The sequence below is a fragment of the Streptomyces sp. NBC_00885 genome, assembly GCF_045207475.1.
In the GTDB taxonomy this organism is placed as follows: Bacteria; Actinomycetota; Actinomycetes; order Streptomycetales; family Streptomycetaceae; genus Streptomyces.
On sequence record NZ_CP108796.1, the window covers coordinates 451,472 to 466,232 of the forward strand.

The 14,761-nt window shown below is 69.5% G+C and carries 16 protein-coding genes; 8 read left to right on the plus strand and 8 right to left on the minus strand.

Translation table 11 applies throughout. The annotated features are described in order from the left end of the window. Positions 1-18: 18 nt before the first annotated feature. Genes OHA61_RS02195 through OHA61_RS02205 form a run of 3 tightly spaced genes read left to right on the plus strand, consistent with a single transcriptional unit; the run spans position 19 to position 1,696 of the window. Positions 19-447 carry a hypothetical protein gene (locus OHA61_RS02195; protein ID WP_406301412.1) on the plus strand — a complete coding sequence of 143 codons (429 nt, stop codon included), beginning with the start codon at positions 19-21 and terminating at the stop codon, positions 445-447. Next, a complete protein-coding gene (locus OHA61_RS02200) occupies positions 444-674 on the plus strand; it encodes a helix-turn-helix transcriptional regulator (RefSeq protein ID WP_406307259.1) in 231 nt (76 codons plus the stop codon). The genes OHA61_RS02195 and OHA61_RS02200 overlap by 4 nt, the downstream gene beginning before the upstream one ends. Then, the gene (locus OHA61_RS02205; protein WP_406301413.1) at positions 671-1,696 is read left to right on the plus strand and encodes an NAD(P)-dependent alcohol dehydrogenase; all 1,026 of its coding nucleotides are present in this window, start codon (positions 671-673) and stop codon (positions 1,694-1,696) included. Before OHA61_RS02200 ends, OHA61_RS02205 begins: the two co-directional genes overlap by 4 nt. Before the next feature lie 12 nt (positions 1,697-1,708). Here the strand turns inward: OHA61_RS02205 and OHA61_RS02210 are convergent, their stop codons facing one another. From OHA61_RS02210 to OHA61_RS02220, 3 genes are all read right to left on the minus strand, one after another. Further along, positions 1,709-2,581 (minus strand): hypothetical protein, encoded by an 873-nt coding sequence (locus OHA61_RS02210; RefSeq protein WP_406301414.1) that lies wholly within the window; start codon positions 2,579-2,581, stop codon positions 1,709-1,711. Positions 2,582-2,838: 257 nt separating this feature from the next. Beyond that, complete coding sequence (locus OHA61_RS02215) at positions 2,839-3,576, minus strand: class I SAM-dependent methyltransferase (protein ID WP_406301415.1); 738 nt, start codon at positions 3,574-3,576, stop codon at positions 2,839-2,841. Positions 3,577-3,767: 191 nt separating this feature from the next. Beyond that, the gene (locus tag OHA61_RS02220) at positions 3,768-4,277 is read right to left on the minus strand and encodes a hypothetical protein (protein WP_406301416.1); all 510 of its coding nucleotides are present in this window, start codon (positions 4,275-4,277) and stop codon (positions 3,768-3,770) included. Between the two features lie 457 nt (positions 4,278-4,734). Between OHA61_RS02220 and OHA61_RS02225 the strand changes: the two genes are divergently transcribed. The 3 genes from OHA61_RS02225 to OHA61_RS02235 all read left to right on the plus strand — a co-directional run bounded on the left by OHA61_RS02225 (position 4,735) and on the right by OHA61_RS02235 (position 10,751). Beyond that, on the plus strand, positions 4,735-6,153 hold the full coding sequence (locus tag OHA61_RS02225) for an APC family permease (protein ID WP_406301417.1): 1,419 nt from the start codon (positions 4,735-4,737) through the stop codon (positions 6,151-6,153). A gap of 254 nt (positions 6,154-6,407) precedes the next feature. Then, positions 6,408-10,208 carry a helix-turn-helix domain-containing protein gene (locus OHA61_RS02230; protein WP_406307260.1) on the plus strand — a complete coding sequence of 1,267 codons (3,801 nt, stop codon included), beginning with the start codon at positions 6,408-6,410 and terminating at the stop codon, positions 10,206-10,208. An 84-nt stretch (positions 10,209-10,292) separates the two neighbouring features. Beyond that, on the plus strand, positions 10,293-10,751 hold the full coding sequence (locus OHA61_RS02235; RefSeq protein WP_406301418.1) for a DUF5709 domain-containing protein: 459 nt from the start codon (positions 10,293-10,295) through the stop codon (positions 10,749-10,751). Between the two features lie 57 nt (positions 10,752-10,808). Here the strand turns inward: OHA61_RS02235 and OHA61_RS02240 are convergent, their stop codons facing one another. From OHA61_RS02240 to OHA61_RS02255, 4 genes are all read right to left on the minus strand, one after another. Then, on the minus strand, positions 10,809-11,066 hold the full coding sequence (locus OHA61_RS02240) for a type B 50S ribosomal protein L31 (protein ID WP_406301419.1): 258 nt from the start codon (positions 11,064-11,066) through the stop codon (positions 10,809-10,811). Positions 11,067-11,121: 55 nt separating this feature from the next. Further along, on the minus strand, positions 11,122-11,286 hold the full coding sequence (gene rpmG, locus OHA61_RS02245) for a 50S ribosomal protein L33 (protein WP_361905833.1): 165 nt from the start codon (positions 11,284-11,286) through the stop codon (positions 11,122-11,124). Positions 11,287-11,390: 104 nt separating this feature from the next. After that, a complete protein-coding gene (locus tag OHA61_RS02250) occupies positions 11,391-11,918 on the minus strand; it encodes a SixA phosphatase family protein (RefSeq protein ID WP_406301420.1) in 528 nt (175 codons plus the stop codon). After that, positions 11,915-12,700: a hypothetical protein gene (locus tag OHA61_RS02255; protein WP_406301421.1), complete on the minus strand. Its 786-nt coding sequence runs from the start codon at positions 12,698-12,700 to the stop codon at positions 11,915-11,917. Before OHA61_RS02255 ends, OHA61_RS02250 begins: the two co-directional genes overlap by 4 nt. Positions 12,701-12,816: 116 nt before the next feature. Here OHA61_RS02255 and OHA61_RS02260 point away from each other — a divergent pair, with 116 nt between their 5' ends. Together OHA61_RS02260 and OHA61_RS02265 are read left to right on the plus strand one after the other, a co-directional pair. After that, positions 12,817-13,398, plus strand: a complete 582-nt coding sequence (locus tag OHA61_RS02260) for a dihydrofolate reductase family protein (RefSeq protein ID WP_406301422.1) — start codon at positions 12,817-12,819, stop codon at positions 13,396-13,398. A gap of 137 nt (positions 13,399-13,535) precedes the next feature. After that, positions 13,536-14,081: a hypothetical protein gene (locus tag OHA61_RS02265; RefSeq protein WP_406301423.1), complete on the plus strand. Its 546-nt coding sequence runs from the start codon at positions 13,536-13,538 to the stop codon at positions 14,079-14,081. Positions 14,082-14,125: 44 nt separating this feature from the next. On the opposite strand, the gene OHA61_RS02270 is transcribed toward OHA61_RS02265, so the two are convergent. Then, positions 14,126-14,674 (minus strand): CchlQ, encoded by a 549-nt coding sequence (locus tag OHA61_RS02270; protein ID WP_406301424.1) that lies wholly within the window; start codon positions 14,672-14,674, stop codon positions 14,126-14,128. Positions 14,675-14,761 lie beyond the last annotated feature (87 nt).

Genomic DNA, 14,761 nt, shown 5'->3' on the forward strand with positions numbered 1-14,761 from the left:
TTAACATGGGGAGCGGGAGTGTCGTTCGAAGAGAAGCGCACATGGATCATGGCGGTGGTCACGGTCGGCGCCTATGCGACCTACCTCGCCATCATCCTGGGGCGGGCGCAGGGCACCCCCCTCACCGAGGTGTCGTACGTCTCGACACTGCTGTACACGATCGGAGCCGCGATCGTCGCATCGATCGTGCTCAGCATCGTGGTCGCCACCACCTCACCCAAGGACGGCGGCAAGAAGGACCAACGCGACAGGGAGATCGGCCGGTTCGGTGAGCACGTGGGCCAGTCGTTCGTCGCCATCGGCGGCGTCGCGGCGCTCGGCATGTCGATGGCCGAGCTGGACTACTTCTGGATCGCCAATGCCGTCTACCTGGCATTCGTCCTGTCCTCGCTCCTCGGCTGCGCGGCAAAGCTCGCCGCCTACCGCCGAGGCTTTCAGCCGTGGTGAAGCCGACCCGAGTCACGAACTCGATCCGAGCCCTCCGGTTCGCGCACGGAGAGATGACGCAGGCGCAGCTGGCCGATCTCATCGGCGTGACCCGCCAGACCGTCATCGCCATCGAGAAGGGCCGCTATTCGCCTTCCCTCGAGATGGCTTTTCAGATCGCCAGGGTGTTCAAGGTCCCGCTCGACGCCGTGTTCCAGTACACGCAAACTGATGGAGAGACACCATGAAGGCCATTGTCCAGGACGCGTACGGCTCAACCGATGTGCTCAAGCTCAGGGACATCGATCCGCCCGCCGTCGGGGACGGTGATGTGCTCGTCCAGGTGCACGCGGCCGGCGTCGAGGCGGGCGTGTGGCACCTCATGACGGGCATGCCCTATCTGCTGCGCCTCATGGGTTTCGGGCTTCGTGCACCCAAGAACCCTGTGCGAGGCCTGGATGTCGCGGGTCGCGTCGAGGCGGTCGGCAGAAAAGTGACCCGATTCAAGGTCGGTGATGAGGTCTTCGGTGCGTGCGACGGCTCATTCGCCGAGTTCGCGTGCGCCCGGGAGAACAGGCTCGCCCCGAAGCCCGCGAATCTGACCTTCGAACAGGCGGCGGCCGTCCCCATTTCGGCTTACACCGCCCTTCACGCTGTCCGGGACAAGGGACGGGTCCGGACAGGACAGAAGGTCCTCGTCATCGGTGCGTCGGGCGGTGTGGGGACGTTCACGGTGCAGCTCGCCAAGATGTACGGAGCCGACGTCACCGGCGTGTGCAGTACGGCGAAGGCAGACCTTGTCCGGTCGATCGGCGCGGATGAGGTCATCGACTACACCCGCGAGGACTTCGCGAACGGGACTCGCCGCTATGACGTCATTCTCGACATCGCCGGCAACCGCTCGTTGTCGCACCTGCGGCGCGCACTCACTCCGAAGGGAATTCTCGTCATCGTCGGCGGCGAGGAGGGAGGACCGTGGCTCGGGGGCACGGAGCGCCTGCTCCGAGCGGCGCTGCTGTCACCGTTCGTGGGCCAGAAGCTGCTCGGGCTGGTCTCGGCGGAGCGCCAGAAGGATCTGGAGTTCCTCAAGGAACTCCTCGAGGCAGGAAAGATCACGCCGGTCGTCGAGCGAGCGTACCCCCTGAGCGAGGTCCCCGAGGCGATCCGGCATCTGCACAACGGCCTCGTACGCGGCAAGGTCGTCATCACCGTGCCGGGTACGACCGAGGAGAACAGCCCTCCGACCGGACGCAGCACCGAACATCTCTAGACCGGACACCCTCTAGTCGGCGGGCTCCTCGGATCGTTCGGTCCCGCGCCCCTTGCCGACGGGTTCGAACGCCACCCAACGGCCTTTGCCGGTAGGGCTTTCGGCGTCCCTTCGTGGCTCCGGCACCGAAGGCGATCCCCAACCGCGGTTCAGCAACCGCCATCTCAACCGGCCACCGTCCGCCAGCGCACCCTCATCCCCCGACGCACGCGCCCGGAAGCGTCCGTGGCACAGCCCCAGGACGATCGCGGCGGCGATCGCGATCAGGTGCTCACGAGCTGCCAGATTGGGTTTGATGACGGACTCCAGCACCATCGAGCCACCGGTGAACGCGAAGAGGACGGGCGCCCGCCGTACGACCGCGAGGTAGGTGAACAGACCCACGACGGCGGCAGAGGGTCCCGTGTCGAGTACCTGCCCGATCTCGGGCGGCAGTCCAAGCCCCCACCAGCCCGGGCCGATGGCGATCATCACCCGGACGCTGAGCGTGCCGGCCAGAGTCGTGGCGTACGCGACCATCAGCGTCCGGGCACGGCCCAGCGACAGTTCGGCAAGGGCGAACGCCAGGAACAACTGCGTAATGCCTGCCCACACCGGCAGGTCGAGCGCGGGGACGAACAAGGACACAGGCGTACGCAACAGGGCGATAGGGAGCGGCAAGTCGGCCCGCACCTCGCCGAGCAGCCGCACGACCACCGCACCGCGCGGCGTCACGTGAATCGCATGGAAGAAGATGACCGCGAACGTGGCCAGAAACGCCAGAGAGAGCCCGGTCACCCGTCGGCGTACCAGCAGTTCCCGCAGGGGAGCGACGACAATGCCACGCCACTCGCCTACGAGGGTGCTCCAGACGAAACGTACGAGCCAGCCCAGCGCGGCGCGCACTTGTCCTGCGGCTCCCCCACGCGCCGCGCCCGGCCCGTCGTCGCCGACAGCCTCGCCCTCACCGGTTCGGTCCCCCTCAAGAACGTCATGCCGACCACCGGCCACACGGGACATCTGCCGACCAACCCCCTCACTCTCACGGCGCCGGGCAATCATCATGCCTCTCGGCGCATCGGTGTGCCCACGCACCACCAGATCGTGCACCAGACCGAACAATGCCTGTACATGGGGGTCTTGGACGAGACGACTCACCCTGTTTACGGCTGGGCATCACGGCGGAACAGGGCTGTCCAGAGGAACGGTTCGCCGAAGCAGGGGGACTCGGGTGCCTCGTCGCGCATACGGCGCAGCTCGACCTCCGCCAGGTCGGAGAAGATCCAGCGCAGAGACTCCGGCGTGTAGGCGAGTCCGCCGTGCAGACGGGACTGGCGGTAGAAGTCGGAGTCGGGGAGTTCTGAGCCCATCTCGCCGGCCGCGAAGCAGGTGAGGGCGAGATGACCGCCGGGCACCAGGCACCGCTCCAGGAGGGAGAGGTAGCTGATGCGGCGGTGCGGCGGCAGGTGGTGGAAACAGCCGGAGTCGTAGATCAGGTCGTACGGGCCGCCGAGTTCGGTGCCCGCGAGGCTGAAGGCGTCACCGCAGTGGAACCGGACCTCGGCACCCGCCGCACGGGCGCGGTCCCCGGCCCAGGCGATGGCCGCCGGGGAGAGATCGACCGCGTCCACCTCGAAGCCCAGCGAGGCGAGGTGGAGCGCGTTGCGGCCGGGGCCGCAGCCCAGGTCGAGGGCGCGGCCCCGGGTGATCAGGCCGCGGTCGAGGTACGAGACCAGGTTCTCGTCCGGTTTGCTCACGAAGAACGGCACCGGTTTGGTGCGGTCCGCGTAGAACCCGTCCCACCAGGATGCCGCGCCGGCCGTCCAGCGGTCGGCCTCTGGCGCGAACAGGCTGTCCAGGAGCCTGAGTACATCGTCCACGGTGCGTATGTTCCGGTCCATCCGGTCCCCCTTCCCGATCAGGCGAGGGTAGATCGGACTGACACGAAAGACCAGGTCAGACCCGGTGCCCGGACGCTGCCGTCGGTCGCGTGAGGGACGCAGCATCGGCGATGGACGACAAACCTCCCGGCCGTGGCGACCGGGAGGCGGACGTGTCGAATGGCGCATGCGACAGACACGCTGACTGTCCGTCAGGCATCCTCGAAGTAGGCGTCCAGGACCGCGTCGAGTTCCGCCGTCCACTCCTTGAGCTGACTCCTGACCGGGGCCTCGACCTCGGCGTCGAACCAGCGGCGGGTCGACAGGTGGACGGTGACGGTGAACCGGCGGCCGAATCGCGCGGGCTTGATCTCGACGGCGCCGAGTTCGTCCCAGCGGAACTCGGCCTCCTGGTCGTCGAGCCGGAACCGGATACCGTCGCGGTCCGCCCTGATCGAACCACGGCGGTCCGCGACTTCGAAGACGGGACCGCTCGCCTCCTCCTCCGCCTCAGTGGCGGCGCCCTCCTCCTGGGGTGTGGGCGCATCCTCCTGAGCGGCCGCGTCGGGCTCCGCCTCCACGGACTGCTCCGGGACCTGCTCCTTCACCTCCTCGACCTCTGCCGTCTCGGCAGAGCGGGGGGCCGTGAGGCCTGGGATGTACGCCGGGTCGGTCCCAACGGCGGACTCGAGTGGGATGTTTGGATCTACGCGCTGTTCCACGACGGGCAGTATGGTCGATGAACCTGTGCGCGACCACTCCGCGTCCGAGGTTGTCGGCCATCGGCGCGCCACAACGCAAAGACTGCGAAACCGCATGGGCCACGCGACTGCGATTCCCGCAGGGCCACCGTCACCGTCCGTGGCCGGATCTGGCCCGCAACCGCGCTTCTCACATCGAAGCCAATCGCGCCCGATTCCCTGTGTTTCGAAGGTCATCGACTCATCAAGGAGCCGGATTCAGTCGCCCGTCGGATCGCGGTCACTACCGCGACCTGCTTCGGAAACCGCCGTACGGGACCTCGTCAGCAACGAATTCCGAAGGCAAACAAGGGTTGACGTTCCGGATTCGGCGGGTTTCCATAACGCGCCGGGAGTGGATGAACCACAGCCAGTCCAGCCACGGAGGCGATAGCACTCCCGCCGTCACTCGTCACGCCCAGTCGATCGGAACCGCTCCATGACCGACATGCTCAGCCAGCCGCTCACAGCCGCCCCAGCACCTGCGGCGCCGGACTCCAGCGGCCAGGACGGGCCGCACACCCTCAAGCGTTCCATCGGCGTCGTCGGCGGGACACTGCTGACCCTCTCGTGCGTGACACCCGCCTCCACACTGTTCGTTGTCGTGCCCGATCTGTTCGCGAGCCTCGGCACCGCCACCGCTCTCACCATCGCGATCGGCTCGCTCCTCTGTATCGCTGTCGCGTTCTGCTACTCGGAACTGGGCACCCTGATTCCCAGCGCGGGTGGCGAGTACGCCATCGTCACCACGCTGACCGGGCGACTGGCCGGTTGGCTGGTGTTCGTCCTGTCCCTGCTGGTCGTGATGATCGTGCCGCCGGTCATCGCCATGGGCACGGCGGACTACCTCGCCCCGCTGGTCCATGTACCGGCGGAGGCCGCGGGCGCCGGAGTCATGCTGCTGGCCACCCTCGCCGGACTCCTCGACCTGCGCGCCAACGCCTGGATCACCGGAGTCTTTCTGGTCCTCGAAGTCATCGCGGCCGCCGTCGTGGCCGTCCTCGGCTTCGCCCACACCGAGCGCGGCGCCGGCAGCCTCGTCCACGGCGTGGTCGCAGGCGACAGCGGCTCACCCGGCCCGGTCAACGCCATGCTGATCGTCTCGGGCCTGGCCATCGCCCTCTTCGTCACTCAGGGCTTCTCCACCGCCGTCTACCTCTCCGAGGAGATGGAGAACCCGCGGCGCAACGTGGCGCGTACCGTCCTTGCCACCCTGGCCATCTCGGCGGCAGTCATCCTCGTCCCGGTGGTCGCGATCACCATGGGCGCCCCCGACCTCGCGGCCCTCACCTCCGGTGACATCAGCACGATGGTCACCGCCTGGAGCAATTCGGCGGTCGGCACGTTCGTGAGCCTCTGTGTCGCGCTCGCCATCATCAACGCGGGCATCGTCATGGTCATCCAGAACTCCCGCGTGCTGTTCGCCTCCGCCCGTGACAAGGCATGGCCCGAGCCGGTCAACAACGCCCTGTCCCGGCTGGGCCGGTTCGGCTCCCCGTGGGTCGCCACGCTCGTGGTCGGAGTCCCCGGCGCTGCCCTGTGCTTCGTCAACCTCGACACCCTGTACGGCGTGACCGGTGTCTCGGTGACGGGGATGTACCTGCTCGTCGCGATCGCCGCGCTCGCTGCCCGGCGCGCCTCGCACAGGGAACTGCCCGCCTGGCGGATGCCGCTCTGGCCCGCCATGCCCCTCGTGCTGATCGCCGTACTCGTCTACATCCTCAGTCAGCAGGAAACGCAGTACCTGCTGTGGACCGGCGGCATCATGGCGACGGCCACCGTGTACTGGGCCCTCTACCTCCGCCCCCGGCAGGACACCCGCTGGCTGGTCACGCTCCCCAAGGACATGCGCACCTGACACAACAGGGCCGGTGAACTCGAGCCGCGTGGCGGGGCACCCGTACTGACGTCTACGGGGTCCCGCCCACGGGTGCAGTCCCGTCCGAGTGAGGGCCATCGGCCGAAAGTCACCGGATCACGGTCCGACCCCCGCTGTAGCCTGGGCACCAGCCGTACCGTGGCCTGCGCACGAATGCCAAGGGGTGCTCTTTGTGGGAGCAGCAGGATGGACAGGAACCCATCGACCAGGGCGAGTTACCTGACGGCGCGACGGTGTCGTTCCCCGCACAACTGCGGCGCCTCCGGGGGCAGCGAGGCCTGTCACTGGCCGATCTGGCACGTCAGACGCACTACAGCAAAGGCTACTTGAGCAAGATCGAGACAGGTTCGAAGCCTGCGACCTTCGACGTCGCGCGGCGCTGTGACCAGGTGCTGCAAGCAGACGGCGAGCTGCTGCGCCTGTTGCCCGAAGCCGTCTCACCGGACTCCGGCAGGGGTACGGGTGCCGCGGCGGGGCCGGAGTCCGGTGGCGAGTGTCCGTACCAGGGCCTGTCGGCGTTCACGTCGCACGATGCCGGATGGTTCTTCGGACGCGAGCGCGTCACCGCCTCCCTCGTCGACCGGGTCTTCGAACGGATCGGCGGCGGACCGCTGTTGCTTGTCGCACCCTCCGGAGGGGGCAAGTCCTCGCTGCTCAACGCCGGCCTCGTGCCCGCCCTGCGCCGCAGGGGCGCCTTCCCGATGCCGGGTGCGGACGCGTGGCCCGTGGTGATGTTCACCCCCACGGCACATCCGCTGGACGAACTCCTGGACTGCACCGGGAAGGTCCTCGGCACCTCGCTCGGCATCTCCGCCCAGGAGTTGCAGGACCGCCCGCATGTGCTGCTGGACGCCGTCCGCACGATGTCGGCCCCACCACCCGGGGGCCCCGGGCACCGCGAACCTCCTCCCAACCGGCTGGTGTTACTGGTCGATCAGTTCGAGGAGCTCTTCACCCTGTGCGCCGACGAGGCCGAGCGACGCGCGTTCGTATCCGTGCTCTCGGCGGTGGCAACCTCCGGCCCGGCGGCAGGCGAACAGAGTCCCGCAGTCGTGGTCCTCGGTGTGCGGGCCGACTTCTCCGGGCACTGCCTCGACGTTCCCGAACTGGCCTCCGTCTTCACGGACGCGCTGTTCGTGCTGCCCCCGATGTCCATGGAGGAACTGCAGGATTCGATCACCCGTCCCGCGGAGCTGGCCGGTCTGACACTCGAACCGGGCCTGGTCCAACTCCTTCTCCGTGACGCGGGGTTACGCGACGAGCCGGGCAGGCCGCCCCACCACACGCCGCCCGGGGCACTGCCGCTCCTGTCCCACACGCTGAGAGCCACCTGGCAGCAGCGCGACGGCTCCACACTGACGGTCGCCGGATACGAGCGCACCGGCGGCATCCAGGGCGCGATCGCGCGGACCGCCGAGGACGTGTTCGCGCGCCTCTACCCCGTCGAGCAGAAGACGATCCGCCGCATCCTGGTACGGCTGGTCCATGTCGCCGACGGCGCCGGGCCCACCCGGCGCCGGATGAGCCGTACCTCCCTGATGGAACAGCTGATGGGCACGGACGGGGCGGCCGCGGCGCTCGACGCCTTCGTACGGGCCCGGCTCATCACCCTCGACCGGGACACCGTGGAGATCACCCACGAGGCCCTCCTGCACGCCTGGCCACGACTGCACGGCTGGATCAACGCCGACCGGGCGGGACTTCTGATCCATCAGCAACTGGCCCACGACGCCGGCGAATGGGAGCGCGAGGGGCGCGACCCTTCCCATCTCTACCGCGGCAGCCGGCTCGCCGCCGTCCGCGGCTGGGCCGACGATCTCGACGGCCGGACTCACCTCACCCCACTGGAGGGGCAGTTCCTTCAGTCCAGCCAGTCGGAGCAACGCAGCGCGGAAGAGCGCGCCAGGCGCCAGGTCCGGCAGCAGCGCAGGCTCATGGCCACACTCGCCGTGCTGCTCCTCCTGGCCGTCACCGCCGGCGCCCTCGCCTATCACCAGCGCGCCGGCGCACTTTCCCAGGGACGCGTCGCCCGATCACAGGCTCTTGCCGCACAGTCCACCTCCCTGGCGGCGGGACAGCCGGAGGCGTCGCTGCTGCTGGCCGAGCAGGCCTATCGCACCTCGCCGACGACGCAGGCGCGCGGAGCCCTGCTGAGCACGCAGGCGCAGTACTTCTCCGCCCGGCTCACCGGGCACAGTGGTCCGGTCAATTGCGTGGTCTTCGCCCCGGACAACAGGTCGCTGGCAACGGCCAGTTCCGACGGCACGGTGAAGCTGTGGCGAGTGGCCGACCGCCGGCAGACCGCGACGTTCACCGTCCCCGGGCGGGTGCGCGCGGTCGCCTTCAGCCCCGACGGGCGCACTCTCGCCGCGACCTCCACCGAGGGCCCCGTGCGGCTCTGGGACACCACGAGCCACCGTACGAAAGCCGTTCTTCCCCCCGCCACCAGAGCCGGCCGGGCACTGGCCTTCGACCCCCGCGGGACGGCGCTCGCCACCGCCGGTCCCGACGGAAGGATCAGACTGTGGCAGGCCTCGGGGGACCACAGGGCCATGGCGACCCTCGCCGGCCATGACGGAGACGTCAACACCCTTGCCTACGCCCCGGACGGCCGGACACTGGTGTCCGCGGGCGCGGATCGCACCGTACGGCTGTGGGACGCGGCCCATGCCCGCCCGATGGCCGTGCTCCGGGGCCATACCGACGAGGTACTGGGAGTTGCGTTCGCTCCGGACGGGCGAAGTGTCGTCAGCGGCGGCGTCGACCGGACCGTGCGGCTGTGGGACCTGGCGGGCCGCAGGACGACATCGACCCTGACGGGGCACAGCGACGACATCAACGCCGTGGCCTACACCCCGGACGGCACCACGGTGATCAGCGCGGGCGGCGACGGCTCCACGCGTCTGTGGGACGTGCGCAGCGGCCGCCTGACCAGCACCCTGTCCGGCCACACCGACTATGTACAGGGCGTGGCCGTCGACTCCGGCGGCTCGGTGGTGGCCACGGCCGGGTTCGACGACTCCGTTGTGCTGTGGGACCTGCGCAGATCGGTTCTGACGGCGCGTCCGTTCACCGAGATCTGGAAGGCCGCCTACAGCCCGGACGGCGGGCGGCTGGCGACAGCGGACGCAGATCACACGGTTCGGCTGTGGGACGTGCCGGGGCGGCGACTGCTCGCCACACTCACCGGCCACAGCGGAACCGTGTTCTCGGTGGCCTTCAGCCCCGACGGCCGCACCCTGGCCTCCGCCGGATCCGACCGCACCATCCGCCTGTGGGACCTCGCGCAGCGGCGACTGCTCGCCACACTCACCAGCCACACCGGAGCCGTGTTCTCCGTGGCCTTCAGCCCCGACGGCCGCACCCTGGCCTCCGCCGGATCCGACCGCACCATCCGCCTGTGGGACCTCGCGCAGCGGCGACTGCTCGCCACACTCACCGGCCACACCGACTTCGCCAACGATGTCGCCTTCAGCCCCGACGGCCGGACCCTGGCAAGCGCGGGCGACGACCTGACCGTGCGGCTGTGGGACGTGCCGGGTCGCCGCGCGCTGGCCTCGCTCACCGGGCACACCGGCGCGGTGCGGGGTGTGGACTTCGGTCCGGACGGGCTGACCCTCGCGAGCAGCAGCAACGACGGCACCGTACGGCTGTGGGACACCTCGCGGCGCCGCACGGTGGCGATACTGACCGGCCACACCGGCTCCGTACGGGGGGTCGCCTTCTCCGCCGACGGCCGCACCCTGGCGAGCAGCGGCAATGACCGGACCGTGCGGTTGTGGGACGTTGCCGGGCGCCGTTTGGTGGCGGCTCTGGCCGGTCACAGCAACGCGGTGTGGGGCGTCGCCTTCGCGCCCGACGGGCGGACGGTGGCCAGCAGCAGCAACGACGGCACCGTACGGCTCTGGAATCTGGACACCGCTGCCCGGCTGGCGGAGATCTGCCGGCTGAGAGCCACCATCAGCCCCGATGAGCAGGACAAGCTCATGCCCGGCCTTGCCCTCTCCCCCGGCTCCGCCTGCCGCCGTCCGTGATCGAGCCGGCCGAAATGCGCTCCACGAGGAGCCTGGCGCCCCAACCTGGCGGAAACTGAAAACACAGGGCCGTGAGGAGGAGACATGAGCGAGAGCTCCATGGGCGACGAGGTCTACCAGCCGGACGGGTCCGAGGTAGGGGACGACGCCGGGCTGCTGGACGCCGAAGACACGCTCGAGGATCCCGCGCTGCAGATCCTCTCCGACGGATACTCCCCACCGGAGCGGCCGTGGGCCGTGGACCGGGTGGGCACCACCGCGGAGGAGCAGCACCGCGGCGAGAGCCTGGACGAGCGGCTGGCCGAGGAAACACCCGACGTCACCGTTCCCGTCGGTGACGGGCTGGGAGACGCCTGGGACACGGACGGGGAGCTGATCGACGACGAGGTCGGGGAGGAGCGAGCAGGCCGGCTCGTGGCCCCTGACGAGGGGGCGCACTCCGGCCTGGAGAAGGACATGATCGCTACCGACGTCGGTATCGACGGTGCCGCCTCGGCGGAGGAGGCGGCGATGCATCTGATCCCGGAGTCCGAGCAGTTCTGACCCGCACATGACTGCGGTGGGCGCCCTTCTGAGCGCCCACCGCGTGACGTGGGGTGGTCAGCCCCGGGAGGCCGCGGATGCGTAGCGGCGCTCGAACCGTTCGATACGGCCGGCGGTGTCCACGACCCGCGAGGTTCCGGTGTAGAACGAATGGCTGGCAGAGGAGATCTCCACGTCGATGACGGGGTAGGTGTTGCCGTCCTCCCACTCCACGCCCTGGGCGGAGTCCGCGGTCGAGGTCGTCAGGAACGCGGTGCCCGCCGCACGGTCACGGAAGACGACCGGCCGGGATATGGGGTGGATACGAGACTTCATGCGCGGATCCTTCGCTTGAGACGGGCGTTTGGCCAGTGCCGAGTGTGTGAGCCGGTCAGCGTTCCTCGCGGAACACGACATGCCGGCCGAAGGTGGGGTCGTACTTGCGCAGGAGCAGGCGGTCGGGGTTGTTGCGCCGGTTCTTGCGGGTGACGTAGGTGTGACCGGTTCCGGCAGTCGACCGGAGCGTGATGACCGGTCGGGTGTCGCTTCGTGCCATGCGGTGCCTCCAGATGGCATCGTTACCAGTAGCTTGCTGATGGTGGTAACGCGCCGAGGTCCTGTCGCATTCCCGGCCCCTCAGGCGCACACCGGTGCCACGGGTCAGGGCTTCGCGCCCCGGGGCACGACCATCTCGGTCAGCCGGGCTGTCCCCTCGTAGAGATCCGCCCAGGCGCCGGGCACCCGCAGGACAGCGATGGCGGACGTCGGGAATTTCGTACGCGTCCGCTCCAGCGCCACGCCGTCCGCCTCGCCGGCCAGCATCAGGACCAGATCCTGCATGCCGGGGTTGTGCCCGACCAGCATCAGCGTGCGTACATGCGCGGGAGCCTCTCGTACGACGTCGAGCAGTTCCGCCTCGGTCGCGCCGTAGAGGCGCACGTCGTGGATCACCGGCGTCGTGACGCCGAACTCCGCCGAGGCGAGGTCCCACGTCCGGCGCGTGCGGCGGGCGGTGGAGCAGAGAGCGAGGTCAGGGACGCAGTCGGCCTCGCGCAGCCATCGGCCCGCGGCCGGGGCGTCGCGCCGGCCGCGCGGGGCCAGGGGCCGCTCGTGGTCGGCCACATCGTCGGGCCAGGCGGACTTGGCGTGCCGCAGCACGACCAGGCGCCGGAGGGTTGCAGCTGTCATGGCGTCTCCTGGTGCTGGTGGCCGACCTCGCGTGCCAGGTCGAGTCCGAGGACACGGTCGAGATGGGCGAAGGTCTCGAACTTCGCTCCGGCCGGGATGTCCGGGTCCCGTTCCAGGCCGGCCAGCAGGTCCAGGACGGCGGGGACACCGAGATTGTCGTCGAGCGAGGCATACGCCTGTCGCCGCAGGTCGGCGGGGATCGGCCGGGACGGCTCCTGTGCCCAGTCGGCCACCTGTTGTCGCCAGTGCCGCAATGCCCTCCCGGCTTCGGCGAGCCCGGCGGGGGTGACGGTGACCGGCACGCTGTGGGCGTGGCCGAGAAGAAGCATCCTGACAGCGAGGGGATCCTCGCTGCCCACGTCGTCCGCAGGTCCGGGGCCGACGCCGCCCACGTCGATCCGTGCCCCGTCGGCGGCGTCGCTGTCGGTGCCGTGAGCGAACAGGTGCACGTCGGCAGGGGCGCCGCGTGACCCGGTCGCATCGTGGGTGTCGACGGCGGCGGGCGGATGGATGCCGAGTGCGCCCATGGCTCGGTCGAGCGCCCGGGCCCGCTCGTACGGCAGGTCCGGTGCGGTGAGGACCATGACGGCCTGCAGGCCGTGCAGCTCCGCCGCGCGCGCGAGTACGTCGCCGACCAGTGGCGCCCGCAGATCCGCCGCGCCGATCGGGGTGTCGGTCGTCGTGTCGATGACCGGCAGGTGGACGCAGATGCGCAGCAGATGGCGGTGGCCGGGGGGAATCTCCACGAGGTGACCGGTGCGGGTGTCGGCGATACGCAGCATGCTGTGGAGGCTAGGCCCTGTCCGGTCGATCAGGCCGGATCAGCGAGCGGGTTCTGGCGTGGCGCATCGCGGGCCGGAGGATGGGGGTCCCCCCGCCGAAGGCAGAGGAGAGCCCCGTGGGCAAGGTGGTCATGTACAGCTCGGTGTCGGTGGACGGCTTCGTCGCGGACGAGAATGACCAGCCCGGACCGCTGTTCGACTGGTTGACCAGCGGTGACGTTCCGTTGGACGAGAGCGGCGAGCTGAAGGTGTCGCAGACGTCCTACGACTACACCCGGCCGTACTGGGACCAGATCGGAGTCACGATCGTCGGCCGCCACGTCTTCGACCTGACGGACGGCTGGGACGGGAAGCCTCCGGGCGGGATCGACCACGTGGTCGTCGTGACGCACCGGCCGGAGCCCGAGGGCTGGGACCCCGAGGCGCCGTTTCACTTCGTCAACGGCGTCGAGGCAGCCCTGGCCAAGGCGCAGGAGCTTGCGGGTGACCGCCTGGTCGAGGTCGCCGCTGGCGACGTCGGTGGCCAGGTGCTTGCCGCGGGCCTGATCGACGAGGTGCGCATGGACGTCGTACCCGTCGTGTTCGGGTCCGGCAAGCGCTACTTCGGGTCGGTCCACGCGCAGCACCTGTTGGAGGATCCTGACGTGGTGATTCAGGGCAACCGGGTGCTTCACCTGCGCTATCGGGTGCGCCGTTGACATCGGAGCAGTGCCACCGGGCGATGGACGGCGCACACTGAAGGTGCGCGCACAGCGTGCCGGACAGGACCTAAGGGGTTCACCGCACCTGTTGATCTTCCACCGTCGAGCTGGTCGGGCTGTGACCAGGAGGAGCCATGGCCGTACATGCCGCTCACGACCCTCCGTCCCGCATATCCCATCTCACACAGGATCTGCTGCACCGCGCGGCCCGCATGCTCGGGCGCCTGCGGCCCGCCGGGCATACGACTCCCCAGCGGCCCGCTCGGTCCGAGCAGCTCAGGACCCTGGCGGACGTGCTCGACGCGGCGGTCGCCGCGCAGCCGCGGGCCGACCAGGTCGTCGCCGCGTGCGGAGAGCCGGAGCCGGTACCGGGTGCGGTAGCCAAAGCGGCCGGGGAGCAGGTGGTGGTCTACCACCGCCTGCGGGGCATGGTGCGCGCCCTGCCCGCGGACGGCGACGTCGCCGAGGTGCGCGAACGCGCCGCACGGCTGCTGTCCTACCACCAGTGGATGCTGCACCAGTCGCTCGTCTTCGCCTTCAGTACGAACCCGGACTCCCGTGTGGAGGCCGCGCGGCTCGGGCTGAACGGACTCGGGGCGCCTGCCGACGCTCTCCGCGAGCTGCGTGACCAGGTCCGAGCCGCCGCGGACGGCGTTCCGGACGAGACGAGCAGGTCCTGAAGGTCAGGTCATGAGCGGCAGGATGCGTGTCGACCGGACAGGACCTACGTCCCGCTGACGACGGCGGCCTGGCAGATCGGACATCGGTCCCTGCCGTCCCACCCGTCCCATCCGAAATCCTCGGGCGCAAGCGGCTTGCCTTCCAACTCTCCACGCACAGCCACCCGATAGGTCCAGACCGCGCCGATGTAGGGGTGGTAGGCATCGTGGAAGGCGGGTGACGTCAGCGACTCGCCTGCCGCGACCGTACGTTGCAGAGCGCGCAGCTGCTGGAACATCGACTGTCCGGCAGCGGCGACCTCGGTGGTCGCGTCGATGAACAGCCGTTCCCGTACTTCATGGATCGCCGCATCGCTCAGCGCCTCGCGGGCCGCCGTGTCCACGTCGGCTTCGGCGCCCGGGTCCTGGGCGATCTGGCGCAGCCGCGCGTGGCAGGCTCCGGCGGCGGTGATGAACTCGATGTACACATCCCGTCGCCGCTCCCCCACGCCGCGGTCCTGTTCATGGCGATGGCGAAGGTAGTCGGCCAGAACGGTACCGGAAATGGCGATGGAGCCACCGCTGACCGCCGCGACGAGCGTCCCCCAGTCCACGTCTCCCCCAGAAGTGATCAATCGTCAAAGCCAGGAATCTACGCGTGCCTTGGCGCTCGGAACAGAGCGGGGTCGCTCGCCGGGTAA

What these genes read in the sequence shown, in the direction of transcription:
- OHA61_RS02205 (WP_406301413.1), top strand. Translation starts at nt 671, where the DNA reads ATGAAGGCCATTGTCCAGGACGCGTACGGCTCAACCGATGTGCTCAAG.
- OHA61_RS02225 (WP_406301417.1), top strand. Translation starts at nt 4,735, where the DNA reads ATGACCGACATGCTCAGCCAGCCGCTCACAGCCGCCCCAGCACCTGCG.
- OHA61_RS02265 (WP_406301423.1), top strand. Translation starts at nt 13,536, where the DNA reads ATGGCCGTACATGCCGCTCACGACCCTCCGTCCCGCATATCCCATCTC.
- OHA61_RS02250 (WP_406301420.1), bottom strand. Translation starts at nt 11,918, where the DNA reads ATGACAGCTGCAACCCTCCGGCGCCTGGTCGTGCTGCGGCACGCCAAG.
- OHA61_RS02235 (WP_406301418.1), top strand. Translation starts at nt 10,293, where the DNA reads ATGAGCGAGAGCTCCATGGGCGACGAGGTCTACCAGCCGGACGGGTCC.
- OHA61_RS02240 (WP_406301419.1), bottom strand. Translation starts at nt 11,066, where the DNA reads ATGAAGTCTCGTATCCACCCCATATCCCGGCCGGTCGTCTTCCGTGAC.
- rpmG (WP_361905833.1), bottom strand. Translation starts at nt 11,286, where the DNA reads ATGGCACGAAGCGACACCCGACCGGTCATCACGCTCCGGTCGACTGCC.
- OHA61_RS02255 (WP_406301421.1), bottom strand. Translation starts at nt 12,700, where the DNA reads ATGCTGCGTATCGCCGACACCCGCACCGGTCACCTCGTGGAGATTCCC.
- OHA61_RS02215 (WP_406301415.1), bottom strand. Translation starts at nt 3,576, where the DNA reads ATGGACCGGAACATACGCACCGTGGACGATGTACTCAGGCTCCTGGAC.